Source organism: Amycolatopsis sp. NPDC058986, from assembly GCF_042741125.1.
Classification (GTDB): Bacteria; Actinomycetota; Actinomycetes; order Mycobacteriales; family Pseudonocardiaceae; genus Amycolatopsis.
This window is the reverse complement of sequence record NZ_JBHYJW010000020.1, coordinates 104,088-123,545: the sequence shown is the minus strand read 5'-3', so window position 1 is coordinate 123,545 and position 19,458 is coordinate 104,088. Positions and strand designations below refer to the sequence as shown.

The following is a 19,458-nucleotide window of genomic DNA, read 5'->3' as shown; positions in this document are numbered from 1 at the left end:
TCGCTGTCGTGCGCAACGCTGACCCGTCGATCACCCGACACGGCTGTTCAGCCGTTAGAGGCAGGCCGCGAGGACAGTCACGATGCGGGCGAAAACCACGGACCCTCGCACCGAACGCCCCGGAAAGCTGATCTGACACCTGCAGCTACACTCGATCGCGTAGAACATATGTTCGAGAATCGGGGTAAAGTCGATGCTGTGAGTACCAGCGGCAGCACCCAGGAATCGCGCACCGAGTGGTGGCGCGAGGATGTCGGCTGCCTGCTCGACAGATTCTTCGACAGCGAGCGCGTACAACGGCGAGAGGCGGCTGTCCAGGGCGAGATCATGGCCGAGCTGGAACGTCGCGGGGTGCGCGATACCACCGGCTATGGAAACCTCACCCGGCTTTTACAGGAAACACTGAACATCCCCTATGCCGAAGCGAAGGCTCGGGTGGCGCGGGCGCTGGCGTTGAACGGCACCCGTGATCTCACGAGCGGGGAGCAGCTGCCGCAGGCTCCGGCGACCGCGCAGGCTGCCGTGGAAGGTGCGGTCGGTGCCGCGCAGATCGACGAGATCCTGCGGGTGCTGGACAAGCTTCCCAAGACCGTATCGGTGCAGGATCGGGAGCAGGCGGAGAAAATCCTGGCCGAGCTGGCCCGTTCGGCCAGACCCCGGGAGATCCGCGCCGCCGGACGACGCCTGCTCGCCCAGCTCGACCCCGACGGGAAAGAGCCGAAAACCCGGGACCCGAAACCGTTCCAGCCCGAGTTCTCCATCGCCCCGCACCGCGACGGCGGGCATCAGATCAAAGCACGCGTCGACGACGAGACCTCCGCGCGCCTGCAAGCGATGCTGGATCCACTCGCCAAACCCCGTCCGGCCACCGAGGAAGAAGGCCGCGACACACGTACCCGGTGGGAGCGACGTGGCTGCGCGTTCTCCGAACTGGTGCGGATGTGGTCCGAACACCCCGACCTGCCGACGCAGGCCGGGGAAGCCACCCACATTGTCGTGACTGTCGGGCTTAAGGAACTACGGACCGGGATGGGGCAGGCGACTCTTGACCTGCTCGGCGAGATCACCGCAGCCGAGGCGCGACGACTCGCCTGCGACGCCAAGATCATCCCGATGGTGCTGGGTTCGCACAGCGAACCTCTCGACGTGGGCCGGGCGCAACGCCTGGCCACCCCAGCGATCCGACGAGCGTTGATCCGTCGCGACGGCGGCTGTGCCTTCCCGGGCTGTAATGCCCCTGCTTACCGTTGTACGGCGCATCATGTCGTGTTTTGGGCACACCATGGCGAGACCAAAGTGGACAATCTCGTGCTGCTGTGTTCCGTGCACCACAAGGTAATCCACCACTCCGAATGGGAAGTCCGGATCGCCAGCGACGGGCTACCGGAGTTCGTACCGCCCACGTGGCTGGACGCCACCCGTACGCCGCGACGTAACACCATCCATCTACGGACCTAGATCAGCGCTGGGCGTGCAGGAAGGCAGACCAGGCGGTGGCCGGGAGAATCAGCGTGCCACCGTCGCGGTCCTTGGTGTCACGGACACCGTCCTTCATGATGCGCGTTCCTCAGCTGTCGTCAAGTCGCCGATGACGCGGGCGATGAGCCGGGCGGAGTCTTCGACCGACAGTGCCACAGAGCAGATCTGCCGCCAAGCGGACTTGATCCGGTCGACCGGGCTGCCGTCCTCGAGAAAGCTGTTCAACGCGCGCGTCTCGGCGTAGGCGAAGGTCGGCTCGGCAAGGTAATCCAGCAACATCACCGGCCCTTCATGCCCAGGATGCGCCCCCACGGAGAAAGGCACCACGCGCACCGTGACAGTGGATCGCCGGTTCAACGCCAGCAGGTGTTCAAGCTGCGCACGCATGATGCTCGTATCACCAACGGTGCGCCGCAAGGTCGTTTCCTCGACAATCAACTGCACGTCCGGAGCACCACGCCTGTTGAGTATCCGCTGGCGGCTACGCCGCAGCGACACCCGCTTCTCGACATCGGCTTCGGAAAGTCCCGGGTTGAGACGCCACATCAACGCACGCGTGTAGTCAGAGGTCTGCGCCAGCCCGGGGATCATCAGCGGCTCGTAGTTCCTGATAGCGACAGCGTCCTGCTCGAAGCGGATCAATTCCGCCCACATCGGTGACATCGCACCGCTGACCTCGTGCCAGTTGCGTTCCTCGCCTCGGCGCAGCAAGTCGAGCAACTCCTTGCGTTTGTCCGCAGGCACGCGCAGGAAGCCGAGGATCGCCGAGACCTCGTCCGGGTAGAGACCACGGACCCCGGTCTCCATGCGGCTGATCTTGCTTTCCGAGCACCCCAGCGCGTCGGCGACTTCCAGGCACGTGACGCCCCGCTCGATCCGCAGCGCGCGTAACTCCGCCGACACCCGTCGCTGCCGCTTCGAGAGGCCCTTGCGCTTTTCCATGACTCCCCTTCCCTCGCTGGCAAGACACCTTGGCGTCTTGCCACGCGGGCACGAAAGAGGCGTCACCCGAAGGAGGAGTCAGGCGGTCAGCGGGCGGACGTCCCAGACCCAGACGCCGCCGACGAACTCCGCCGGCTTGCGCAGCAGAAGGTCCACAGTGGACCGCAGGACGTCGGCGTGGTCGCGGGGGCCGAGCACGAGGACGTCGGCGTTCCAGGCTCGCAGGTCTTCGAGCGCCCGCGTCCGGTCGGCCTCGCTGACCGGCCAGGCCTGGCCGGTGCGCTCGACCTGTTCGAAGATCTTCGACGTCGGGCGCGGGTCGGCGCCGTAGCGCCCACGCTTGTCGGTCTTGCTCTGCGGGCCGACGAAATAGCCCTCGGGCATGGGATAGCCGAGCCCGGCGTCGACCTGCCAGTGCAGCGGCTCGGCTTCGCCGGTGCTCGGCAGCGGCACCGGGACGAGCGAGCCGCCTGGGGCGACGTAGGTGCGCCAGGTGCCGTCGGCGAAGAACGACGGCGAGGACGGGCGCGGTTTGACCACGAGTTCGGTCGGCGCGATCGGGAGCAGCACGGCCACCACGGCGCCGATCCACATCAGCCGCAGCGGCAGCCGCCGCGAACCGTTCACGACGTCGGAATCGGGCTGCTTCGCCGCGGCGGCGAACACGCGGTCAGTGGCGATCGCGAGCAAAGCGCCGACGGCGGGCAGGCAGCCCATCGCGAGCCGTGATTCGAGGATCGAGTCGAGGAAAGGCAGACCGGACAACCACTTCCACGGCCCGGGGATGCCGGTCTCCTCCTTGACCATCATGAGCTGCACGCCCATCGACAGCCATGCCATGACGAACATCGTGATCGCGAACGCGCGGGCCACGACGTCGCGCCACAGCCAGATCGTCAGCACGACCATCAGCACGATGAGCGGCCAGCCGAAGAACGCGTTCTCCTCGGTGCGGTTCATCGACACGTCCGCCGCCGCGGACGGCACACCCGAAACGGACTGCGTCGCGAAGCGGGTGAACGCCGCGAGGTCGTTGCCCGCCTCGCCGTGCCGCAGCTCGTGGAAGCTCTGCGGGCCGAAGAACTGCCACCACAGCGGGAAAGCCGTCAGCACCAGGGTGATCACGACCCCGATGCCGACGCCCTTCCCGAGCGGCTTCAGCATCGGCTTGAACTCCCGGCGGCGCGGGATCAGATACGCGAGGACGAACACCAGGAACGTCAGCGCGAAGATCATCAGCGGTTCTTCGCCGAGGAAGATCTGGTACGCGGTGAGCAGGCCCAGCACCACGCCGTTGCGGACCGGCCGCTGCCCCTTCGCGATCTGGATGACCTTCAGCGCGATGAACGGCAGTATGAACAGCACCACGAAGTTCGGATGCGCGCAGGCATGCGAGATCATCGGCGGGGCGAACCCGCAGAACGCGCCGCCGATCGCGGCGGAGACCCGGTTCGTGGTCAGATGCCGGGAGAACACCCAGTACCAGGCCGACGCCGTCCCGGCGAGCCCGATCGTGAGCACGATCGCCCAGGTCGCCGTCGCCCCGAGGACGAGCGTGACCGGGGCGAGCGGGATGGTCAGGCCGAACATCGAGGCGTTGGCCATCATGTTCACGCCGTCGGGGTAATTCTGCAGGTCCGTGAAGAGCGGATTCTTCAGGTGCAGCACCGCTTTCGCGGTCACCGACGCGTACCACTCCCACTGGCTCTGGTCGGCCGCGCCGTTCCAGAGGTAGCCGCTCTTCAGGTCGAACCAGAGTCCGTTGTAGAGCAGGATCGTGAAGAGCAGGAAGCCGCCCATGATGGCGCTGTCCTGCCACGCCCAGCGCCGCGGTCTCGTATCGGTCACCGCAGGGGCGGGATCCGGGTCGGTGAGTTCGGGAACAGCTTCGGACCGCACACTCACGGTTGGACCACCCTGGCGAAGAAGTAGACGGCGCCGGTCTCGGCGTGCCGGACCAGCAGCAGGAACGGCCGGTCGACGGACACGACCACCGGGTCGCCGGGCATCAACGACATCAGGCGCATCGTCACCGCGGTCGCCGCGGCGCCTTCGAGGCCCTGTTCGTCCAGCCGCAGCACGGCCTGGTGCAGCACATCGGACACTTCGAGCCGCGGATCCGGCGAGAGCCCGCTCAGATCGGCGCGCTGGGTGAACATCGTCCGCACCCCGAGCTCACCGAGCGCCGCCTTCAACGGCGTGCGGACGTCGAGGTCGAGCTTGGGCATCGCCAGCTGGACCTGTTGCGACCGCGGCGCTTCGAGCAGCCCGGCCAGCGCGTGCTCGTCGAGCGCCGCCTCGGCCTCGGCGAGTTCTCCGTCGGGCAGCAGCACCACGGCCTGCACACCACCGGCGGCGGGCAGCTGGACGATCTGCCAGCCCTCGGAGTGTGCGTAGCCGAGACGCTCGTCGAGCCGCATCGTCGGCACTTCCCGGGTTCCGGCGGGCGCGTGGAACTCGGCCGGGCCGGTCGCGCCGTCCGGAAACCGGTGCAGCCACGAGGTTTTCAGGTAGAGGGCGTTGACGAGCGCCGCCACCGTGTCCTCGTCGATCGAGCCGGGCGGCAGCAGCGACGGGATCAGCCCGTGCGTGGTGTTCTCGACGTCGGCGTTGATCCGGGTGCGGGCGTCTTCGGGATCGTCGACGAACGGCGCGCTCGCGACGGCGCCGTTCGGCCACGCGGACAGTTCGGCGCGGAAGCCGTCCTCGAGCGGGAGCGCGTCCCACGCCCAGAGCGTGTTCGCGACGGCGAGTTCGGGTTCTTCCCGCTGGGTCTCGGGCGCCAGTTTCGCGGCCGCGCGCAGCAACTCGGCGTGCGCGTCCAACGCGGCGGTGTCCGCGGCTTCCCCGGCGAGCAGGTTCAGCAGTTCCCCGGCGGTGGCGCCCCGGGCGGCACGCGTGACGAGTCCGAGCGCGGATGCCACCGAGTACGGCGAGAAGCACAAGTTCGAGGCACTTTTTCCCGCCGAGGACTCATCGGCGCAGTTTTCCCCTGCCGCGCCGACCCGGTGCAGGGCGAGGGTGAACCGGAGGTGGCTGTCTGTGGCGGCCATAGCGCGACCTTACCCGACCGGGTCCCCTCGGCCGCAGACGCCGAAAGCCGCAGTACGGAGTCCGGCCGCCGGTGACAAGTCCGCGGCCCGGAAGCCGTACCGCCGTGCTCAGGACGGCCGCTCAGCCGTAGCGCGCGACGTACCACGAATGCCAGGAGTGGGCTTGCGCGTCGGTGAGCGAGGCCACCTGATCGACCACCACCCGCAGCCGCTCCGCGTCACCGGACGCGGCTTCCCAGGCCGGGACGAACAGCGGGTCCAGCGCCTCGGGCCCGCGACGGCAGAGCGCGCCGACCAGGTCCGCGACCAGCTGGCGCTGACCGTCCTGCATGGCCAGCCGCCGCCGGTCGCTCATCACGTACCGCAGGGCGAGCGCCTTGAGCAGCGCCACCTCCGCGGCGACCTGCTCGGGCACGACGAGCCGGGCGGCGTACCGCGTCAACGGCCCTTCCCCGTAGACCTCGTGGGTCGCGGTGACGACCGCCGTCGCGAACCGGCCGACCAGCTCGCTGGTGAGCCGTTTCAGGGCGACCTGTGCCCGCGGCGAGCTTTCCGGCCCGGCACTCACGACCTCGGCGACCACCGGCAGATCGAGCAGTTCCTTCGCCGCACTCTCCAAAGTGGACACCGACTGGCTGGAGAAGTGCCCGGCCGCGGCCTCCGCGACCGCACTGCGTTCGTCGGGATCTCCCAGCAGCCGCAAGGAAATCCGGCCGGCGAAGACGCCGTCCTCGACGTCGTGCACCGAGTACGCGACGTCGTCGGCCCAGTCCATGATCTGTGCTTCCAGACAGGTCCGCTCCGCCGGTGCGCCCTCGCGGATCCACGCGAACGCCGCCGCGTCGTCGGCGTACACGCCGTACTTCGCCTGGCCGGGACGCCGGTGCCACGGGTACTTCGTCGTCGCGTCGAGACAGGCCCGGGTGAGGTTGAGGCCCGCCGTCACCCCGTCCGCCCCGACCGCCTTCGGCTCCAGCCTGGTCAGGATGCGCAACGTCTGCGCGTTGCCCTCGAACCCGCCACACGACCGCGCCACCTCGTTCAGCGCGCGTTCGCCGTTGTGCCCGAACGGCGGATGCCCGATGTCGTGCGCGAGACCCGCGGTGTCCACCAGATCCGGATCGGCGCCGAGTTCCTCGGCGATCCCGCGGCCGATCTGGGCGACCTCGAGCGAATGCGTCAGCCGGGTGCGCGGGACGCCGCTGACCTCGGCGCCCTCCCCCGGCCCGACCACCTGCGTCTTCCCGGCGAGCCTGCGCAGCGCGGCCGAGTGCAGCACCCTGGCCCTGTCCCGGGAGAACGGGCTGCGGCGTTCCGGGCGCGCACCGGCAGGCGCCGAACCCTTGGCGGGTTCGGGCAGCAGCCTGGCCTGGTCGTGCTCGGTGTAACCGTCCACGAGCCCAGCTTATGCGCCGGGTCCGACAATCCGCGTCCCGCTCAGTCCAGGATGGTGTCGAACAACGCGTCGGCCGGGGTCCTGGTGAGCCGGTAGAACAACAGCGCGCCGGTCTCCCTGACGATGTACCTGACCTGCGTGTTCCGCGCCTGGACGATCGGCCCGCTGTGCGTCGGCGCGGCCCACGCGTCCAGCCCGGTGTCGGTGGCCATGATCCGAGCACGATAGGAGTGCCACGGGTCGCTCACCAGCACGGCGCTGTGCCAGCCATGGGCCCGCACCTGCGTCGCCACCGCGCGCAGGCTGCGCAGCGTGTCGTTGCCTTCACCGACGGGCAGCGTGGCCGCGGCGGGCACCCCGTGCCGGGTCAGCCACCGCGCGCCGGCCTCGGCCTCGGTGTAGTTGTCCCGCTCCTGCTTGCCGCCCGCGGTGACGATCGTCTTCGCGACGCCCGCGTCGTAGAGTTCCTTGGCCTTGACCAGTCGCGCGGAGAAGACGTCCGACGGCGTCCCGTTGTACTGCGCCGCGCCGAGCACCACGATGACGTCGGCGGGCGTGCGATCGTCGCCCCTGGCCACCTGCCAGACCCGGTACGCGGTGCCGCCGCCGACGAGCAGGGCCACCAGCAGCGTGCCGAACACGATCCGGCGCGCCCAACTGGCCCGAGAGAGTTTGGTCCGTACGGCGGTACTCACGCCGCGCATCCTTCCAGAAGATCACTCACCGGCATCGGCGACGCACCGTGCGTGCGTCAAAGCCAGCCGTTCTCCTCGGCGAGCCGGACGGCTTCGGCGCGGGTGCGCGCGCCGGTCTTGCCGATGGCCGCGGACAGATGATTGCGCACCGTGCCCTCGGACAGGTGCAGCACGCGGGCGATGTCGGCGACCGTGCTGCCGTCCTTCGCCGCGCGCAGCACGTCGTGCTCCCTGCCGGTGAGCGGGCTCGCCCCGGTCGCCAGCGATTCGGCGGCCAGCGCGGGATCCACCACCCGGAGTCCACTGTGGACCCTGCGGACGGCGTCGACGAGCTGCTCCGGCGGGGCGTCCTTGACGACGAAGCCCGCGGCGCCCGCGGCCATCGCCCGCGCCAGGTACCCGGGCCTGCCGAAGGTGGTGCAGATGATCACCCGGCAGGACGGCAGCGCCGTACGCAGCTCGGCCGCCGCGACCAGGCCGTCCTTGCCCGGCATCTGGACGTCCAGCAGCGCGACGTCGGGGGTGGATTCCTTCGCGGCGGGCACGACCTCGTCCCCGGAACCCACCTGGCCGACGACCTCGATGTCGGATTCCAGCCCCAGCACGGTGGCGAGCGCGCCGCGCACCATCGCCTGGTCGTCGGCCAGCAGCACCCGGATCAAGCCAGTCCTCCCGCGGGTTCGGCACGCACGGCCGGGGTGGCCGTTTCCGTGGTGGCGGCCGGAATCTCCGCCCGGACCACCCATCCTCCCCCAGGCTTCACCGACGTGCGCAGCGTCCCCCCGACCGCGTCGAGCCGTTCGGCCAGCCCGCGCAGTCCGTTGCCCGCCACGACCTCGGTGGCGTTCCCGTTGTCCTCGACCTCGAGCCAGTTCCGGCCGAGCCGCACCTTGACCTTCTTCGCGCCGGAATGCCGGAGCACGTTGGTCACCGCCTCCCGCAGCACGTAGCCGAAGGTGTTCTGGTACTCCGGAAGGACGTTGTCGACCGCGTGCGGCAGATCCGCGTCGATCTCGGCCGCCCGCAGCGCCGCGCGGGCCCCGACCAGTTCGGCCGACAACGAAACCTCGCGGTACTCCGAAACGGTGGCGCGCACGTCCGAAAGCGCACTGCGGGTCAGGCCTTCGACCTCGCGGATCTCCTCGACCGCGCGCGGGATGTCGCCGGAACTCTCCAGTACCCGCCGGGCCAGCCCCGCCTTGACGGTGATCGTGGTGAGGCTGTGCCCGAGCAGGTCGTGCAGGTCGCGGGCCACCCGCTCACGCTCGTTGACCACGGCCAGCGTCGCGATCTCGTGGTTGGCCCGCTGCAGCCGCTGGATCGCGCGGACCATGTTCGCCATGAAGAACATGCCCGCGGTGATCGAGGCGATCGAGATCAGATCGCCCTTGTGCTCGCCGAACCGCCCGGCGACCACCACCTCCAGCAACGCCAGCACCAGCGTCGAGCCGTCGAGGACCAGCGCCCACGCGGGCGGCAGGATGAAGGCCAGCGTCGCCGTCGCGTAGATCAGCAGCCACGCGTTGAAGCCCACCAGCGCCATGACGACAAGACCGAGCACGAGCATCCCCGCCGAGAAGATCAGCTTGTCCCGCAAGGGCCGGTGGAACACCAGCGGGAACAGCAGATAACTCAGGCCGTACGCGCCGGCGAGCACCAGGATGACGACCTTGGACCACGCGGGCCCCGGATCGTCGAGCACGCGGGAGAAGACAGGTGCCAGGAAGGGGAGGAGGAAGACGAGACCGATGACCGGCCACCGGCCCTTGCCCGGCCCTTCGTCCTTGCCCAGCGGCGAATCCTGCCACAGGGCGGCCCGGTCCTGGCCCCACAGCCAGTGGCCGTCATGGCCGGACAAGCGCTCTCCCACGTGCCTTACCTTCCCCTGAGCCCGGTCAGACCCGGGCGCTGTCCTTACGGTAACGCCTGATCACGAGCGCCCCGAGCACGACGGTCCAGGCGGCGAGCACGCCGAGCGCGGTCGGGAAGCCCACCAGCATGGTGTTCGTGACGGCGGGCCGCACGAGCTGGACGATCCAGTACGTCGGGGTGATCTGGGCGAGGTCGTGCATCCAGCCGGGCATGCCCTCGATCGGGATCCACAGCCCGCCGAGGAATCCCATCGCGAGCATCAGCAGCATGTTGACGGGCTGCATCGAGTCCGGCGTGCCGAACTGGCCGATCAGCAGGCCGAGCAGCACCAGCGGGATCGTGCCGAGCCAGATGCCGAGGACGATGCGCAGCCAGCCGGAGGCGTCCAGGTGCACGCCCTGGAACAGCACACCGATGACCGGCACGATGATCAGCGCGGGCAGCCCGACCAGCATGCCGGACAACGCTTTCCCGCCGAGGTAACCCGCTCCGGACAACGGAGTCAGCCGCAGTTGCCGCTGCCAGCCGGAAGCCCGTTCGACGGCGAGCCGCGTCCCGCTGGTGGTGGCCGCGGCGAACGTCCCGTAGGTCATCATGTTGACCATCACCACCGCGACGAGCGCCGCGTGGTTGGGCGCGTCCTTGGTGAAGACGTTGGCCTGCAACAGAAACATCACCACCGGCAGGAAGAGGACGAACAGCAGGAACCGGGGCGAGCGGAAGACCCGCCGGACCTCGATGGCGAAGTAGGACAGTTTCATCGGGTGTGCTCCTGGTCGGTTTCGTCCGCGGTGAGCGTGAGGAAAGCGCCTTCCAGCCCGACGGCGCCGATTTCGATGTCGTGCACGGCGGGGACCGCGGCCATCAGCGCCCGCAACGTCGTGTCGGAGTCGGAACTGGAGATCGCGACCCGGCCACCGCGCAGTTCGTAGCCGGTGATCGCGGGCAGCCCCGCGATCACCGGCTCGGCCGCCCCCGGCACCCCCGCTCGGATCGTGCGTCCCCCTGCCAGCGCACGAACCTCGGCGACGGAGCCGTCGGCGACGATCCGCCCCGCCCGCATCAGCACGACACGGTCGGCGAACTCCTCGGCCTCTTCGAGGTAATGGGTCGCGAACAGGACTGTGCGCCCGGATTCGGTGAACGCGTACATGGACTTCCAGAACTCGCGGCGGGTGCCGACGTCCATCGCGGCGGTCGGCTCGTCGAGCACCAGCAGGTCCGGATCGCTCACCAGCGCGACCGCGAAGCGCACGCGCTGCTTCTGGCCGCCGGAAAGCTTGGTGGCGCGGCGGTTCGCGAGGTCCTCGATCCCGGCGCGGCGCAGGGCCTCGCGCACGGGCATCGGCTTGCGGTGCAACGCCGCGACCATCCCGACGGTCTCGCCGACCGTGAGATCCTCCAGCAGCGCGCCGCCCTGGAGCATCGCGCCGATCATCCCGTTCCGGACGGCGTCCGCGGGTGTCCTGCCGAATACGGACACGGCGCCGGAGTCCGGTGTGGACAGTCCGAGCAGCAGGTCGACGGTGGTGGACTTCCCGGCGCCGTTCGGGCCGAGCAGCGCGACCACCTCGCCGGGGGCGATGGTCAGGTCGACGCCGTCGACCGCGCGCACCTCGCCGTAGTGTTTCCGCAGCCCGGTCAGGTGAACCGCGGCCCCCGCCGCGACCGCCTCGTCCCCGTGGCCGATCCTTCGCGTTTCCATGCCCCCGAGCCTGCCGCCACCGGCGGCGCCGCTCACAGCTCACCCGTCACGACCTCGCCATGACTTCTGTCATGGCGGGGTCGTGGGGATTACGAAAACCGCGGTCAGCAGCCGATCAGGCGGGCGGCGAGGTAGGACTCGAGCTTGTCGATCGCGACGCGCTCCTGGGCCATGCTGTCCCGCTCGCGCACGGTGACGGCCTGGTCGTTGAGTGTGTCGAAGTCGACGGTGACGCAGAACGGCGTGCCGACCTCGTCGTGGCGGCGGTAGCGGCGGCCGATCGCCCCCGCGTCGTCGAAGTCGACGTTCCAGTGCTTGCGCAGCATCGCGCCGACCTCCTTCGCCCGCGGCGTCAGGTCCGCGTTGCGGGACAACGGCAGCACCGCGGCCTTGAACGGTGCGAGCCGCGGGTCCAGCTTGAGCACCACGCGCTTCTCGACGCCGCCCTTGGCGGTCGGCGCCTCCTCCTCGTGGTAGGCGTCGACGAGGAACGCCATCATCGACCGGCCGACGCCCGCGGCGGGCTCGATCACGAACGGGCGGTAGCGCTCCTTCGTGGTCTGGTCGAAATAGGACAGATCGACACCCGAGTGGTTCGAGTGCGTGGTGAGGTCGAAGTCGGTGCGGTTGGCGATACCTTCCAGCTCGCCCCACTCCTGGCCCGCGTTGAAGTCGAACCGGTACTCGATGTCGACGGTGCGCTTCGCGTAGTGCGAGAGCTTTTCCTTCGGGTGCTCGTAGTGGCGCAGGTTCTCCGGCTTGATGCCGAGGTCGGTGTACCACTTCGTGCGCTCGTCGATCCAGTACTGGTGCCAGGTCTCGTCCTCGCCCGGCTCGACGAAGAACTCCATCTCCATCTGCTCGAACTCGCGGGTGCGGAAGATGAAGTTGCCCGGCGTGATCTCGTTGCGGAACGATTTGCCGACCTGGCCGATGCCGAACGGCGGCTTCTTCCGCGACGTCGTCTGCACGTTGAGGAAGTTGACGAAGATGCCCTGCGCGGTCTCCGGGCGGAGGTAGTGCAGGCCCTCCTCGGACTCGACCGGGCCGAGGTAGGTCTTGAGCATCATGTTGAAGTCACGCGGTTCGGTGTACTGGCCGCGGGTGCCGCAGTTCGGGCACGGGACCTCGGACAGGTCGTCCTCGGAGGTCTCCTTGCCGGTGCGCGCGGCGAACTCCTCCGCGAGCTGGTCGGCGCGGAAACGCTTGTGGCAGGACAGGCACTCGACCAGCGGATCGGTGAACACGCCCACGTGGCCGGAGGCGACCCACACCGGGCGCGGCAGGATCACCGAGGAGTCGATGCCGACGACGTCGTCCCGGCCCTGCACCACGGTCTTCCACCACTGACGCTTGATGTTGTCCTTCAGCTCTACGCCGAGCGGTCCGTAGTCCCACGCCGACTTGGTGCCGCCGTAGATCTCTCCGCAGGGGAAGACGAAGCCACGACGCTTGCACAGGCTGACGACGGATTCAATGGTGTTGGCGGGCACTCCACGCTCCGGAAGCATGCGGGGACGGTTATCGGACTCGAAGGACTAGCGTATCCGCCCGCCCCCGCGGCTCCTCCGGCGAGGTGACCGGCTCACGGACGCGACACGAGCGACGCGGTGACGACCCGGTTGTCCTCATACCCCGTGCTTCCGCCCACGTACTCACCGCCACAGGTGACGAGCACCAGCTTGTGCGGACCGTCCGGTCCGAAAAGCTGCTCCGAACGAGCCGCGAGCTGTGTCTTGTGGACGGTCTCGACGGTGTCGATCCGGTAGGTCCACCGGCCGCCCGAGGTGTCGGTCAGCGCGAGCTCCTGACCGGCCTTGACCTGCCAGAGCTCGAAGAACGGGCCCTTGGCGCCCTTCCAGTTCACGTGCCCGGAGAGCACCGCGACACCGCGGTCGGCGCCGAGGTTCGCGCCCCACCACGCGGCCTCGTCGAGGGCCTGCGGGATGGGCAGCGTCCCGTCCGCGGTGAGGTCCTGGCGCACCGCCTTCGCGGTCCCTCCGCCGGGGAGCGTGAGCTTGCCGGGCGCCTTCCCGGGGTCGGCGCTTTCCTGCCCGGCGGGCGCGCCCGGGGCGGACGCCGGAGCCCCTGGCGTCCCGTTCGCGACGACAGGATCACCCGTTCCGGTGAACATGAGCAGGGCCGCGACCACCGCGGCCACCACGAGCGCCGCGGCGGCGACGAAGATCCAGCGCCGGGAAGTGCGTTTCGGCGTGGCTGCTCCGGCGGAACTGGACGGGAACGTCATCGGGTCGTGCTCCTTCGCTCGGCGGTATCGGCAGGGCAGGACATGCCGCGTGCCACGCGAGCGGTTGCATCGAATTCCCCGGCGTCAACCGCCGTCCGGGCGGGAGATCAGCGACGCGGTGACGATCCGGTTCTCGTCGTAGCCCTCGGTGCCGCCGACGTAGTCGCCGCCGCAGGTCACCAGCACCAGCCGGTGCGGCCCGTCCTGGCCGAAGAGGCGCTGGGCCTGCGCGGGCAGCTCGCCCTTGGCGACCGTGACCGCGCCGGTGACGCGGTACAGCCACCGGCCGCCCTTCGCGTCGAGGATGCTCACGTTGTCGCCGGTCTTCATCCGCCACAGCTCGTCGAACGGGCCTTTCGCGGCCGCCCAGTTGACGTGCCCCGACAGCAGCGACGCGCCGTGCTCGGCACCGAGGCGCGCGCCCCACCAGGCGGCGTCGCCGAGCCCGCGCGGGATCGGGAGGACACCGGTGCGGGTCACCTCGGTGCGGACCAGCCGCGCGATGCCGCCGCCGGGCAAAGCGACCGTGCCGGGACGCTGCTGACCGGGCGCGGAGTTGTCCACCGGGAGCACCGCGGGCGCGCCGTCCTCGCCGGGGAGCGCGCCCGGCGGCGGCTCGACGGCCGCGGTCGGCGCGGGCACCCAGGTCAGCACGATCACCCCCGCGGCGATCGCGAGCACCGCCACCACCGCCGACAGCACGGCCAGACCGGTGCGCAGCACGCGCGTTACTCCTGTCCCGCCTTCGCACGACGGCGACGGCCCAGTACGACGGCGAGCGCGGCGAAGGCGAGACCGCCGCCCAGGAGGCCGAGCCCGAGCGGGACGCGGAAGCCGTCCGCCGGTGCGGACGCGGCGACGTACCCGGCGGGGACCTGCGTCGGCACCGTGGGCTGCTGCTGCCCGGTCGCGCCGGTGCCGGTGCCGCCCGCCGCCCTGGCCACGAAGCTCTTCGGGATCGAGCAGCTGACGCCGCCGAGGACGGCGTTCGTCTTGACGTCCTCGAGGTTCACGCCCTGCGCGTCACGGACGTGCGTGGTGATGTCGACGCGCCAGCCCGCGACCGCGGTGACGTCCCCGTCGCGCCAGCCGTCCTGGCGGACCAGCTGGTCGAAGGCGGTCACCCGGGAGATCGTGACGTCCGAGACGGTCTTGTCCTTGCTCGCCTGCTGGACGTCGCCGGGCGGGCCGAGCTTCAGGTTCTTCAGCTCCAGCGCGGACCCGCCGCCGGGGACGGCGACCGGGGCGAGCGTCCCGTCGGTGCCGCGGACCCAGAGCTTCGCGACGGAGGTCGTGGCCGTGGTCCGGTTCGTCGCCGTGCAGTCGACCGCGCTGCGCGCGCCCTCGAACACCAGAACGGTGTTGTCCAGCGGCTTCGCGCCGCCCTGCCAGGTGTCGCGGAAGGCGTAGTTGGTCTCGGCGGCCGCGGTCGGCACGGTGCTCTGCTGCAGCGCGGCGACGACGTCGTGGTCGCGGCTGGCGATCGCGGACGGATAGGCACTGGCCGACGCGCCGGAGAACTTGCCGAGGTCGATCTCGTAGTGCCCGCCCAGCGTGGCCTTCTCACCGTCGTTGTTCGGCACCGCGACGCGCTCGGCGGACAGCTTGGACTGGCCGGGGCTCAGCGGCGACCGCTGGGTCTCGGTGATCAGCGCGCCGCCGTGCTGGCCGCCGCCGGCACCGATGCGCACCGACGCGATGTTGGCGAACGACACCGGGCCCGTCTTCTCGTCCACGGACTGCGGAGCCTGCGCCGAGGCCACCCCCGGGACCGCCAGCAGCACGACCAGTGCCGACGCGGCCGACTTCGTCACGAAACGCCTCATGATGCCCCAACTGCCTCCGCTCCGGACGGACACGAACGCGACCGCCGGTTCGGCGGCCCGGCGGAAGTTCCTGCGACAACCTTGCACCGTCCGCCACAGGTTGCGAAGTGGAACCACCGATTTACCCCGATGTCACCTGAATGGACTAGCACCTTCCGCGCGTCGAAGACCAGGCGGCCGTCACCGGAGGGAACACTAGGATAGGAGGTGCCGTTATCGGCAATGACTACGGAAATCATGGTCCGGACCGGCCGGGCATGGTGTAAGGGGCGGAGGCTCGACATGGCGACGGTGACCCCGGGTGCGGCCGTGCCCGCCTGGGCGGACGACGACGGCACGCACACCCCCGGCCAGCCGGGCGCCGCCCCCGCGGCGACGGCTTCGGCCGCCATCCTCGCCGACGCCGGTGACCTGCTGCGGGCGCTCGCCGCCCCGGTCCGGATCGCGATCGTGCTGCAACTGCGCGAGGCCGACCGCTGCGTACACGAGCTGGTCGACGCGCTCGACGTCGCCCAGCCGCTGATCAGCCAGCACCTGCGCGTGCTGAAGACGGCGGGTGTGGTCCGCGGTGAACGCCGGGGCCGCGAGGTCGTCTACCGGCTGGCCGACGACCATCTCTCGCACATCGTCGTCGACGCGGTGGCACACGTGCAGGAAGGGAAGTAGTGACGATGAGCCAGGCCGCCTCCCGCAGTACGACGCCGGTTCCCGGCCGCCGGTCCACCCGGCAGCGGACCGCCGTCGTCGAGCTGCTCAACACCATCGACGGTTTCCGTTCCGCGCAGGAACTCCACGACGAGCTGCGCAAACGCGGGGACGGCATCGGGCTGACCACGGTCTACCGGACCCTGCAGTCGCTGTCCGAGGCCGGGGAGATCGACGTCCTGCGCACCGAGTCCGGCGAGGCCATCTACCGGCGTTGCTCGGCACATCACCACCATCACCTCGTGTGCCGCCTGTGCGGGCGGACCGTCGAGGTCGAGGGGCCCGCGGTGGAGCGCTGGGCCGAGAAGGTCGCCGCCGAAAACGGCTTCTCCGACATCAGCCACACCGTCGAGATCGTCGGCGTCTGCACCGACCACTGAGGCGCTCAGTACTCATAGGGATCCTTCGGGGCCGGGATGGGTGTCACCGTGGTGGCGGTGAGGTCCGGGGTGTAGCCGTTGGCCTTCGTCGCGGTGCCGGGGACGACCTGGCCGGTCACCTGGATCCAGGTGTCGCTCGCGAGGTGGTCGGCGCCGCCACCCAGCAGCCGGACGGTCGCCGGGAAGGCGTCCGCGGCGCAGCAGGTGATCACCAGCCGGGCCAGCAGCGTGCTGCCGCCGGTGTGCACGACGAATCCGGACAGCGAGACCGTGCGGCCGTTCAGCGTCCCGTTGTGGTCCCAGCCCGCCCGGCTGACGAACTGGTTGAGGGGCAAGGAAACCACGGAGTCCGCGGGCAGCGGCGGGAAGGCCGCAGCGTCGGCCGCGGCGCTGCTCTGCGGGGCCCTGGCCTCGGTCCTGGTCACCGAATCGGAGCCCAGCGCGGGCGGTGCGACCAGGAACACCGCCAGCACCGGCAGCACCAGCAGCCAGGCCGACCGGGCCGCGTGGTGATGCCCCTCCCCTGCCCCGTGGTCGTGCGCGTCCTCCGCTGACACCGGCGGCGCCGAGGCCCGAGCCCGTGCCGCCAGCAGATCGCGCACGATCGCGATCGCGCCGAGCACCACCATCACCGCGCCACCGGCGATGATCCACGGCTGCTGCGCGGGCTTGACGTAGCGCAGGTAGTCGCCGTTCAAGGCGATCTTCACCAGCGCCCCGCCGAGCAGGATCAGCAGGACGTTCTGGGTTTCCCGCCTCACGAAACACCTCCGAGGAAGACCACACCTGCCAGCACGCCGCAGAGCAGCGCCACCACGAACGTCACCGGCGCGAACCGCAGCGCGAACGACCGGCCGAACGTACCCGCGTGCAAGGCGAACAGCTTGACGTCGACGGCGGGCCCGACCACGAGGAACACCAGCTTCCCGAGCAACGGCACCGCGGACAGCGACGCGGCCACGAAGGCGTCCGCCTCACTGCACAACGCGAGCACCACCGCGAGCACCGCCATCACCAGCACGCCGAGCACGATCTGCTCGCCCAGCACGCCGAACCACTTCGCGGGCACCAGGACGTTCAGCGCCGAGGAGATGAACGCGCCGAGCACCAGGAAACCCCCGGACTCGACGAGATCCGAACGGGCCGTCTCGGCGAAAACCCGCCACCGGGCCCCGTTTTCAACCTCGGGCAACCGTTTCAGCGCGCGTTCGGTGATCCACTCCAGCTTGCCCCAGCGCGCCCACAGCCAGCCCATCACCATCGCCGTCACCAGCGAACCCGCGAAACGCGCGAGCACCATCTCGGGCTTGCCGGGGAAGGCCACCGCCGTCGCCACGAGCACCACCGGGTTCACCGCGGGCGCGGCGAGCAGGAAGGTCAACGCCGCCGCGGGGGCCACGCCCTGGCCCATCAGCCGTCTGGCCACCGGCACCGAGGCGCACTCACATCCCGGCAACGCGACCCCGGCGAGCCCGGCGACACCGACCGCGACCCCGGTCCGCCGCGGCAGCAGCCGGCGCAGCACACGCGCGGGCAGGAACGCCGCGATCGCACCGCTGATGAGCACGCCGAGCACCAGGAACGGCAGGGCCTGCACGCACACCGCGACGAACACCGTCGACCCGGTGCGCAGCGCGGGCACGTCGAAGACGCGCTGCAGCCAGCCCTGCGCCAGGATCGCGATCAGCAGGACCGCGCACAGCACCTCGATCGACGAGACGCGGAACCGGCGACGAGCCCGCACCGGCTCGGCGGGGTTGTTGGAAATGGTTTCCACGGTCGCGATGATGCCAGGCCGCACCGACACCCTCGCGAGCGAGCGGAAGTTCGATGCCCGTTTCGGCACCGAAAACTCCGTTCGCGCCGGTTTTCCCGGCGAAAACGTCTCAGCCGAGGCCGGGCAGCTCCACCCGCAGCTGCGACGCGGTGGACACCACGAGCATCATCAACGTCCCCAGTGGCGCGGGTTCCATCCCCCTCGCCGGGAACGCGTACCGGAGCGTGACGTCGGCACCCTTCTCGCTGCGGGACACCCCGAGTGTGCCGAACAGCCCCTCGCCCGCGCGCCGCGCCACCGCGGCCGCGATCGATTCCTCGTCGGGCAGGTCCCACGCGATCACGCAGGTCATGCTCAGCACCGCGAGCCCGTCCGCGAGCATGCTCGCCTGGACGACGCAGGGCACGTCGTTGTGGGAGAACGTCAGCACGCCGTCGTCGTCGACGTGCACCTCGAGGTAGCGCTCCAGCCCCTCACGCGCCCGCGTCAGCAGATCGGCCGTCTCCTCGGCCTCGGCGGTGCTCACGACGCGCCTCCCGAGGCGTCGCCCGAAGCCTGGTCGACGGCGCCGCCGAACCGGCGGTCGCGCTTCGCGAACTCGAGGCAGGCCCGCCACAGGTGGGTGCGGTCGAAGTCGGGGAACAGCGTGTTCTGGTAGACCATCTCGGCGTAGGCCGACTGCCAGATCAGGAAGTTGGACGTCCGCTGCTCGCCCGACGGCCGCAGGAACAGATCCACGTCCGGCATGTCCGGCTGGTAGAGGTACTTGCCGATGGTGCGGTCGCTGATCTTGTCCGGGTTCAGCTTGCCGTCCGCGACGTCCTGGCCCATCCGGCGCATCGCGTCGGCCAGCTCGGCCCGCCCGCCGTAGTTGACGCACATGGTCATGTTGAGCGCGGTGTTGTGCTTGGTCTTCTCCTCGGCGACCTGCAGCTCCTTGATCACGCTCGCCCACAGCTTCGGACGCCGCCCCGCCCAGCGGATCCGCACGCCGATCGAGCCGAGATAGTCGACCTGACGGCGGATCGTGTCGCGGTTGAAGCCCATCAGGAAGCGCACCTCTTCGGGACTGCGCTTCCAGTTCTCGGTCGAGAACGCGTACACCGAGAGCCACTTGATGCCGAGTTCGACCGCGCCGCTCGCGACGTCGATCATCACGGCCTCGCCGCGCTTGTGTCCCTCGATCCGCGGCAGCCCGCGCTGGTTGGCCCAGCGACCGTTGCCGTCCATCACCAGCGCGACATGTTTCGGGACCAGTTCGCGCGGGATCTCCGGCGGCCGCGCCCCGGACGGATGCGGATCCGGCGCCCGCAGCTCGTACCGCGACGCCTTGGTCTCGCGTCCCCTGCGCAGCACCTCGTACCCTCCCAAAACCCGGTA

Annotated in this window: 21 protein-coding genes; 3 read left to right on the top strand and 18 right to left on the bottom strand. The window is 70.0% G+C overall.

Translation table 11 applies throughout. The features are described from left to right. Positions 1–168 precede the first annotated feature (168 nt). Positions 169–1,458 carry a DUF222 domain-containing protein gene (locus ACFW0G_RS19675; protein WP_378326757.1) on the top strand — a complete coding sequence of 430 codons (1,290 nt, stop codon included), beginning with the start codon at positions 169–171 and terminating at the stop codon, positions 1,456–1,458. Between the two features lies 1 nt (position 1,459). On the opposite strand, the gene ACFW0G_RS19670 is transcribed toward ACFW0G_RS19675, so the two are convergent. The 14 genes from ACFW0G_RS19670 to ACFW0G_RS19605 form a co-directional block, all read right to left on the bottom strand. Continuing rightward, positions 1,460–1,555 carry a DUF397 domain-containing protein gene (locus ACFW0G_RS19670; protein ID WP_378326756.1) on the bottom strand — a complete coding sequence of 32 codons (96 nt, stop codon included), beginning with the start codon at positions 1,553–1,555 and terminating at the stop codon, positions 1,460–1,462. After that, on the bottom strand, positions 1,552–2,421 hold the full coding sequence (locus ACFW0G_RS19665; RefSeq protein ID WP_378326755.1) for a helix-turn-helix domain-containing protein: 870 nt from the start codon (positions 2,419–2,421) through the stop codon (positions 1,552–1,554). The genes ACFW0G_RS19670 and ACFW0G_RS19665 overlap by 4 nt, the downstream gene beginning before the upstream one ends. A 78-nt stretch (positions 2,422–2,499) precedes the next feature. Next, positions 2,500–4,221 (bottom strand): glycosyl transferase, encoded by a 1,722-nt coding sequence (locus ACFW0G_RS19660; RefSeq protein ID WP_378326778.1) that lies wholly within the window; start codon positions 4,219–4,221, stop codon positions 2,500–2,502. Between the two features lie 101 nt (positions 4,222–4,322). Next, positions 4,323–5,474 (bottom strand): serpin family protein, encoded by a 1,152-nt coding sequence (locus tag ACFW0G_RS19655; RefSeq protein ID WP_378326754.1) that lies wholly within the window; start codon positions 5,472–5,474, stop codon positions 4,323–4,325. A 121-nt stretch (positions 5,475–5,595) separates the two neighbouring features. Beyond that, positions 5,596–6,870, bottom strand: a complete 1,275-nt coding sequence (locus ACFW0G_RS19650) for a deoxyguanosinetriphosphate triphosphohydrolase (RefSeq protein WP_378326753.1) — start codon at positions 6,868–6,870, stop codon at positions 5,596–5,598. A 41-nt stretch (positions 6,871–6,911) separates the two neighbouring features. Continuing rightward, on the bottom strand, positions 6,912–7,565 hold the full coding sequence (locus ACFW0G_RS19645) for a YdcF family protein (RefSeq protein ID WP_378326752.1): 654 nt from the start codon (positions 7,563–7,565) through the stop codon (positions 6,912–6,914). Between the two features lie 56 nt (positions 7,566–7,621). Next, complete coding sequence (locus tag ACFW0G_RS19640) at positions 7,622–8,227, bottom strand: response regulator (protein WP_378326751.1); 606 nt, start codon at positions 8,225–8,227, stop codon at positions 7,622–7,624. After that, the gene (locus tag ACFW0G_RS19635; protein ID WP_378326750.1) at positions 8,224–9,435 is read right to left on the bottom strand and encodes a sensor histidine kinase; all 1,212 of its coding nucleotides are present in this window, start codon (positions 9,433–9,435) and stop codon (positions 8,224–8,226) included. Before ACFW0G_RS19635 ends, ACFW0G_RS19640 begins: the two co-directional genes overlap by 4 nt. A 25-nt stretch (positions 9,436–9,460) precedes the next feature. Beyond that, positions 9,461–10,198, bottom strand: coding sequence for an ABC transporter permease (locus tag ACFW0G_RS19630; protein WP_378326749.1), 738 nt, complete (start codon positions 10,196–10,198; stop codon positions 9,461–9,463). Beyond that, positions 10,195–11,142, bottom strand: a complete 948-nt coding sequence (locus tag ACFW0G_RS19625; protein WP_378326748.1) for an ABC transporter ATP-binding protein — start codon at positions 11,140–11,142, stop codon at positions 10,195–10,197. Before ACFW0G_RS19625 ends, ACFW0G_RS19630 begins: the two co-directional genes overlap by 4 nt. 104 nt (positions 11,143–11,246) lie before the next feature. Beyond that, positions 11,247–12,635: a glycine--tRNA ligase gene (locus ACFW0G_RS19620; RefSeq protein WP_378326777.1), complete on the bottom strand. Its 1,389-nt coding sequence runs from the start codon at positions 12,633–12,635 to the stop codon at positions 11,247–11,249. Between the two features lie 92 nt (positions 12,636–12,727). Then, on the bottom strand, positions 12,728–13,390 hold the full coding sequence (locus ACFW0G_RS19615; protein WP_378326747.1) for a class F sortase: 663 nt from the start codon (positions 13,388–13,390) through the stop codon (positions 12,728–12,730). An 84-nt stretch (positions 13,391–13,474) separates the two neighbouring features. After that, complete coding sequence (locus ACFW0G_RS19610) at positions 13,475–14,113, bottom strand: class F sortase (RefSeq protein ID WP_378326746.1); 639 nt, start codon at positions 14,111–14,113, stop codon at positions 13,475–13,477. A 5-nt stretch (positions 14,114–14,118) separates the two neighbouring features. Beyond that, positions 14,119–15,216 (bottom strand): hypothetical protein, encoded by a 1,098-nt coding sequence (locus ACFW0G_RS19605; protein WP_378326745.1) that lies wholly within the window; start codon positions 15,214–15,216, stop codon positions 14,119–14,121. A gap of 282 nt (positions 15,217–15,498) precedes the next feature. Here ACFW0G_RS19605 and ACFW0G_RS19600 point away from each other — a divergent pair, with 282 nt between their 5' ends. Continuing rightward, a complete protein-coding gene (locus ACFW0G_RS19600) occupies positions 15,499–15,882 on the top strand; it encodes an ArsR/SmtB family transcription factor (protein WP_378326744.1) in 384 nt (127 codons plus the stop codon). A 5-nt stretch (positions 15,883–15,887) separates the two neighbouring features. Next, complete coding sequence (locus tag ACFW0G_RS19595) at positions 15,888–16,301, top strand: Fur family transcriptional regulator (RefSeq protein ID WP_378326743.1); 414 nt, start codon at positions 15,888–15,890, stop codon at positions 16,299–16,301. 5 nt (positions 16,302–16,306) lie between these two features. Here the strand turns inward: ACFW0G_RS19595 and ACFW0G_RS19590 are convergent, their stop codons facing one another. From ACFW0G_RS19590 to ACFW0G_RS19575, 4 genes are all read right to left on the bottom strand, one after another. Then, complete coding sequence (locus ACFW0G_RS19590; RefSeq protein WP_378326742.1) at positions 16,307–17,062, bottom strand: TIGR03943 family putative permease subunit; 756 nt, start codon at positions 17,060–17,062, stop codon at positions 16,307–16,309. Further along, positions 17,059–18,078 carry a permease gene (locus ACFW0G_RS19585; protein WP_378326776.1) on the bottom strand — a complete coding sequence of 340 codons (1,020 nt, stop codon included), beginning with the start codon at positions 18,076–18,078 and terminating at the stop codon, positions 17,059–17,061. Before ACFW0G_RS19585 ends, ACFW0G_RS19590 begins: the two co-directional genes overlap by 4 nt. Before the next feature lie 109 nt (positions 18,079–18,187). Further along, entirely contained in the window at positions 18,188–18,604 is a 417-nt protein-coding gene (locus ACFW0G_RS19580) for a hypothetical protein (protein WP_378326741.1), read from the bottom strand. Next, the gene (locus tag ACFW0G_RS19575) at positions 18,601–19,434 is read right to left on the bottom strand and encodes an isoprenyl transferase (RefSeq protein ID WP_378326740.1); all 834 of its coding nucleotides are present in this window, start codon (positions 19,432–19,434) and stop codon (positions 18,601–18,603) included. Before ACFW0G_RS19575 ends, ACFW0G_RS19580 begins: the two co-directional genes overlap by 4 nt. Positions 19,435–19,458: the final 24 nt, after the last annotated feature.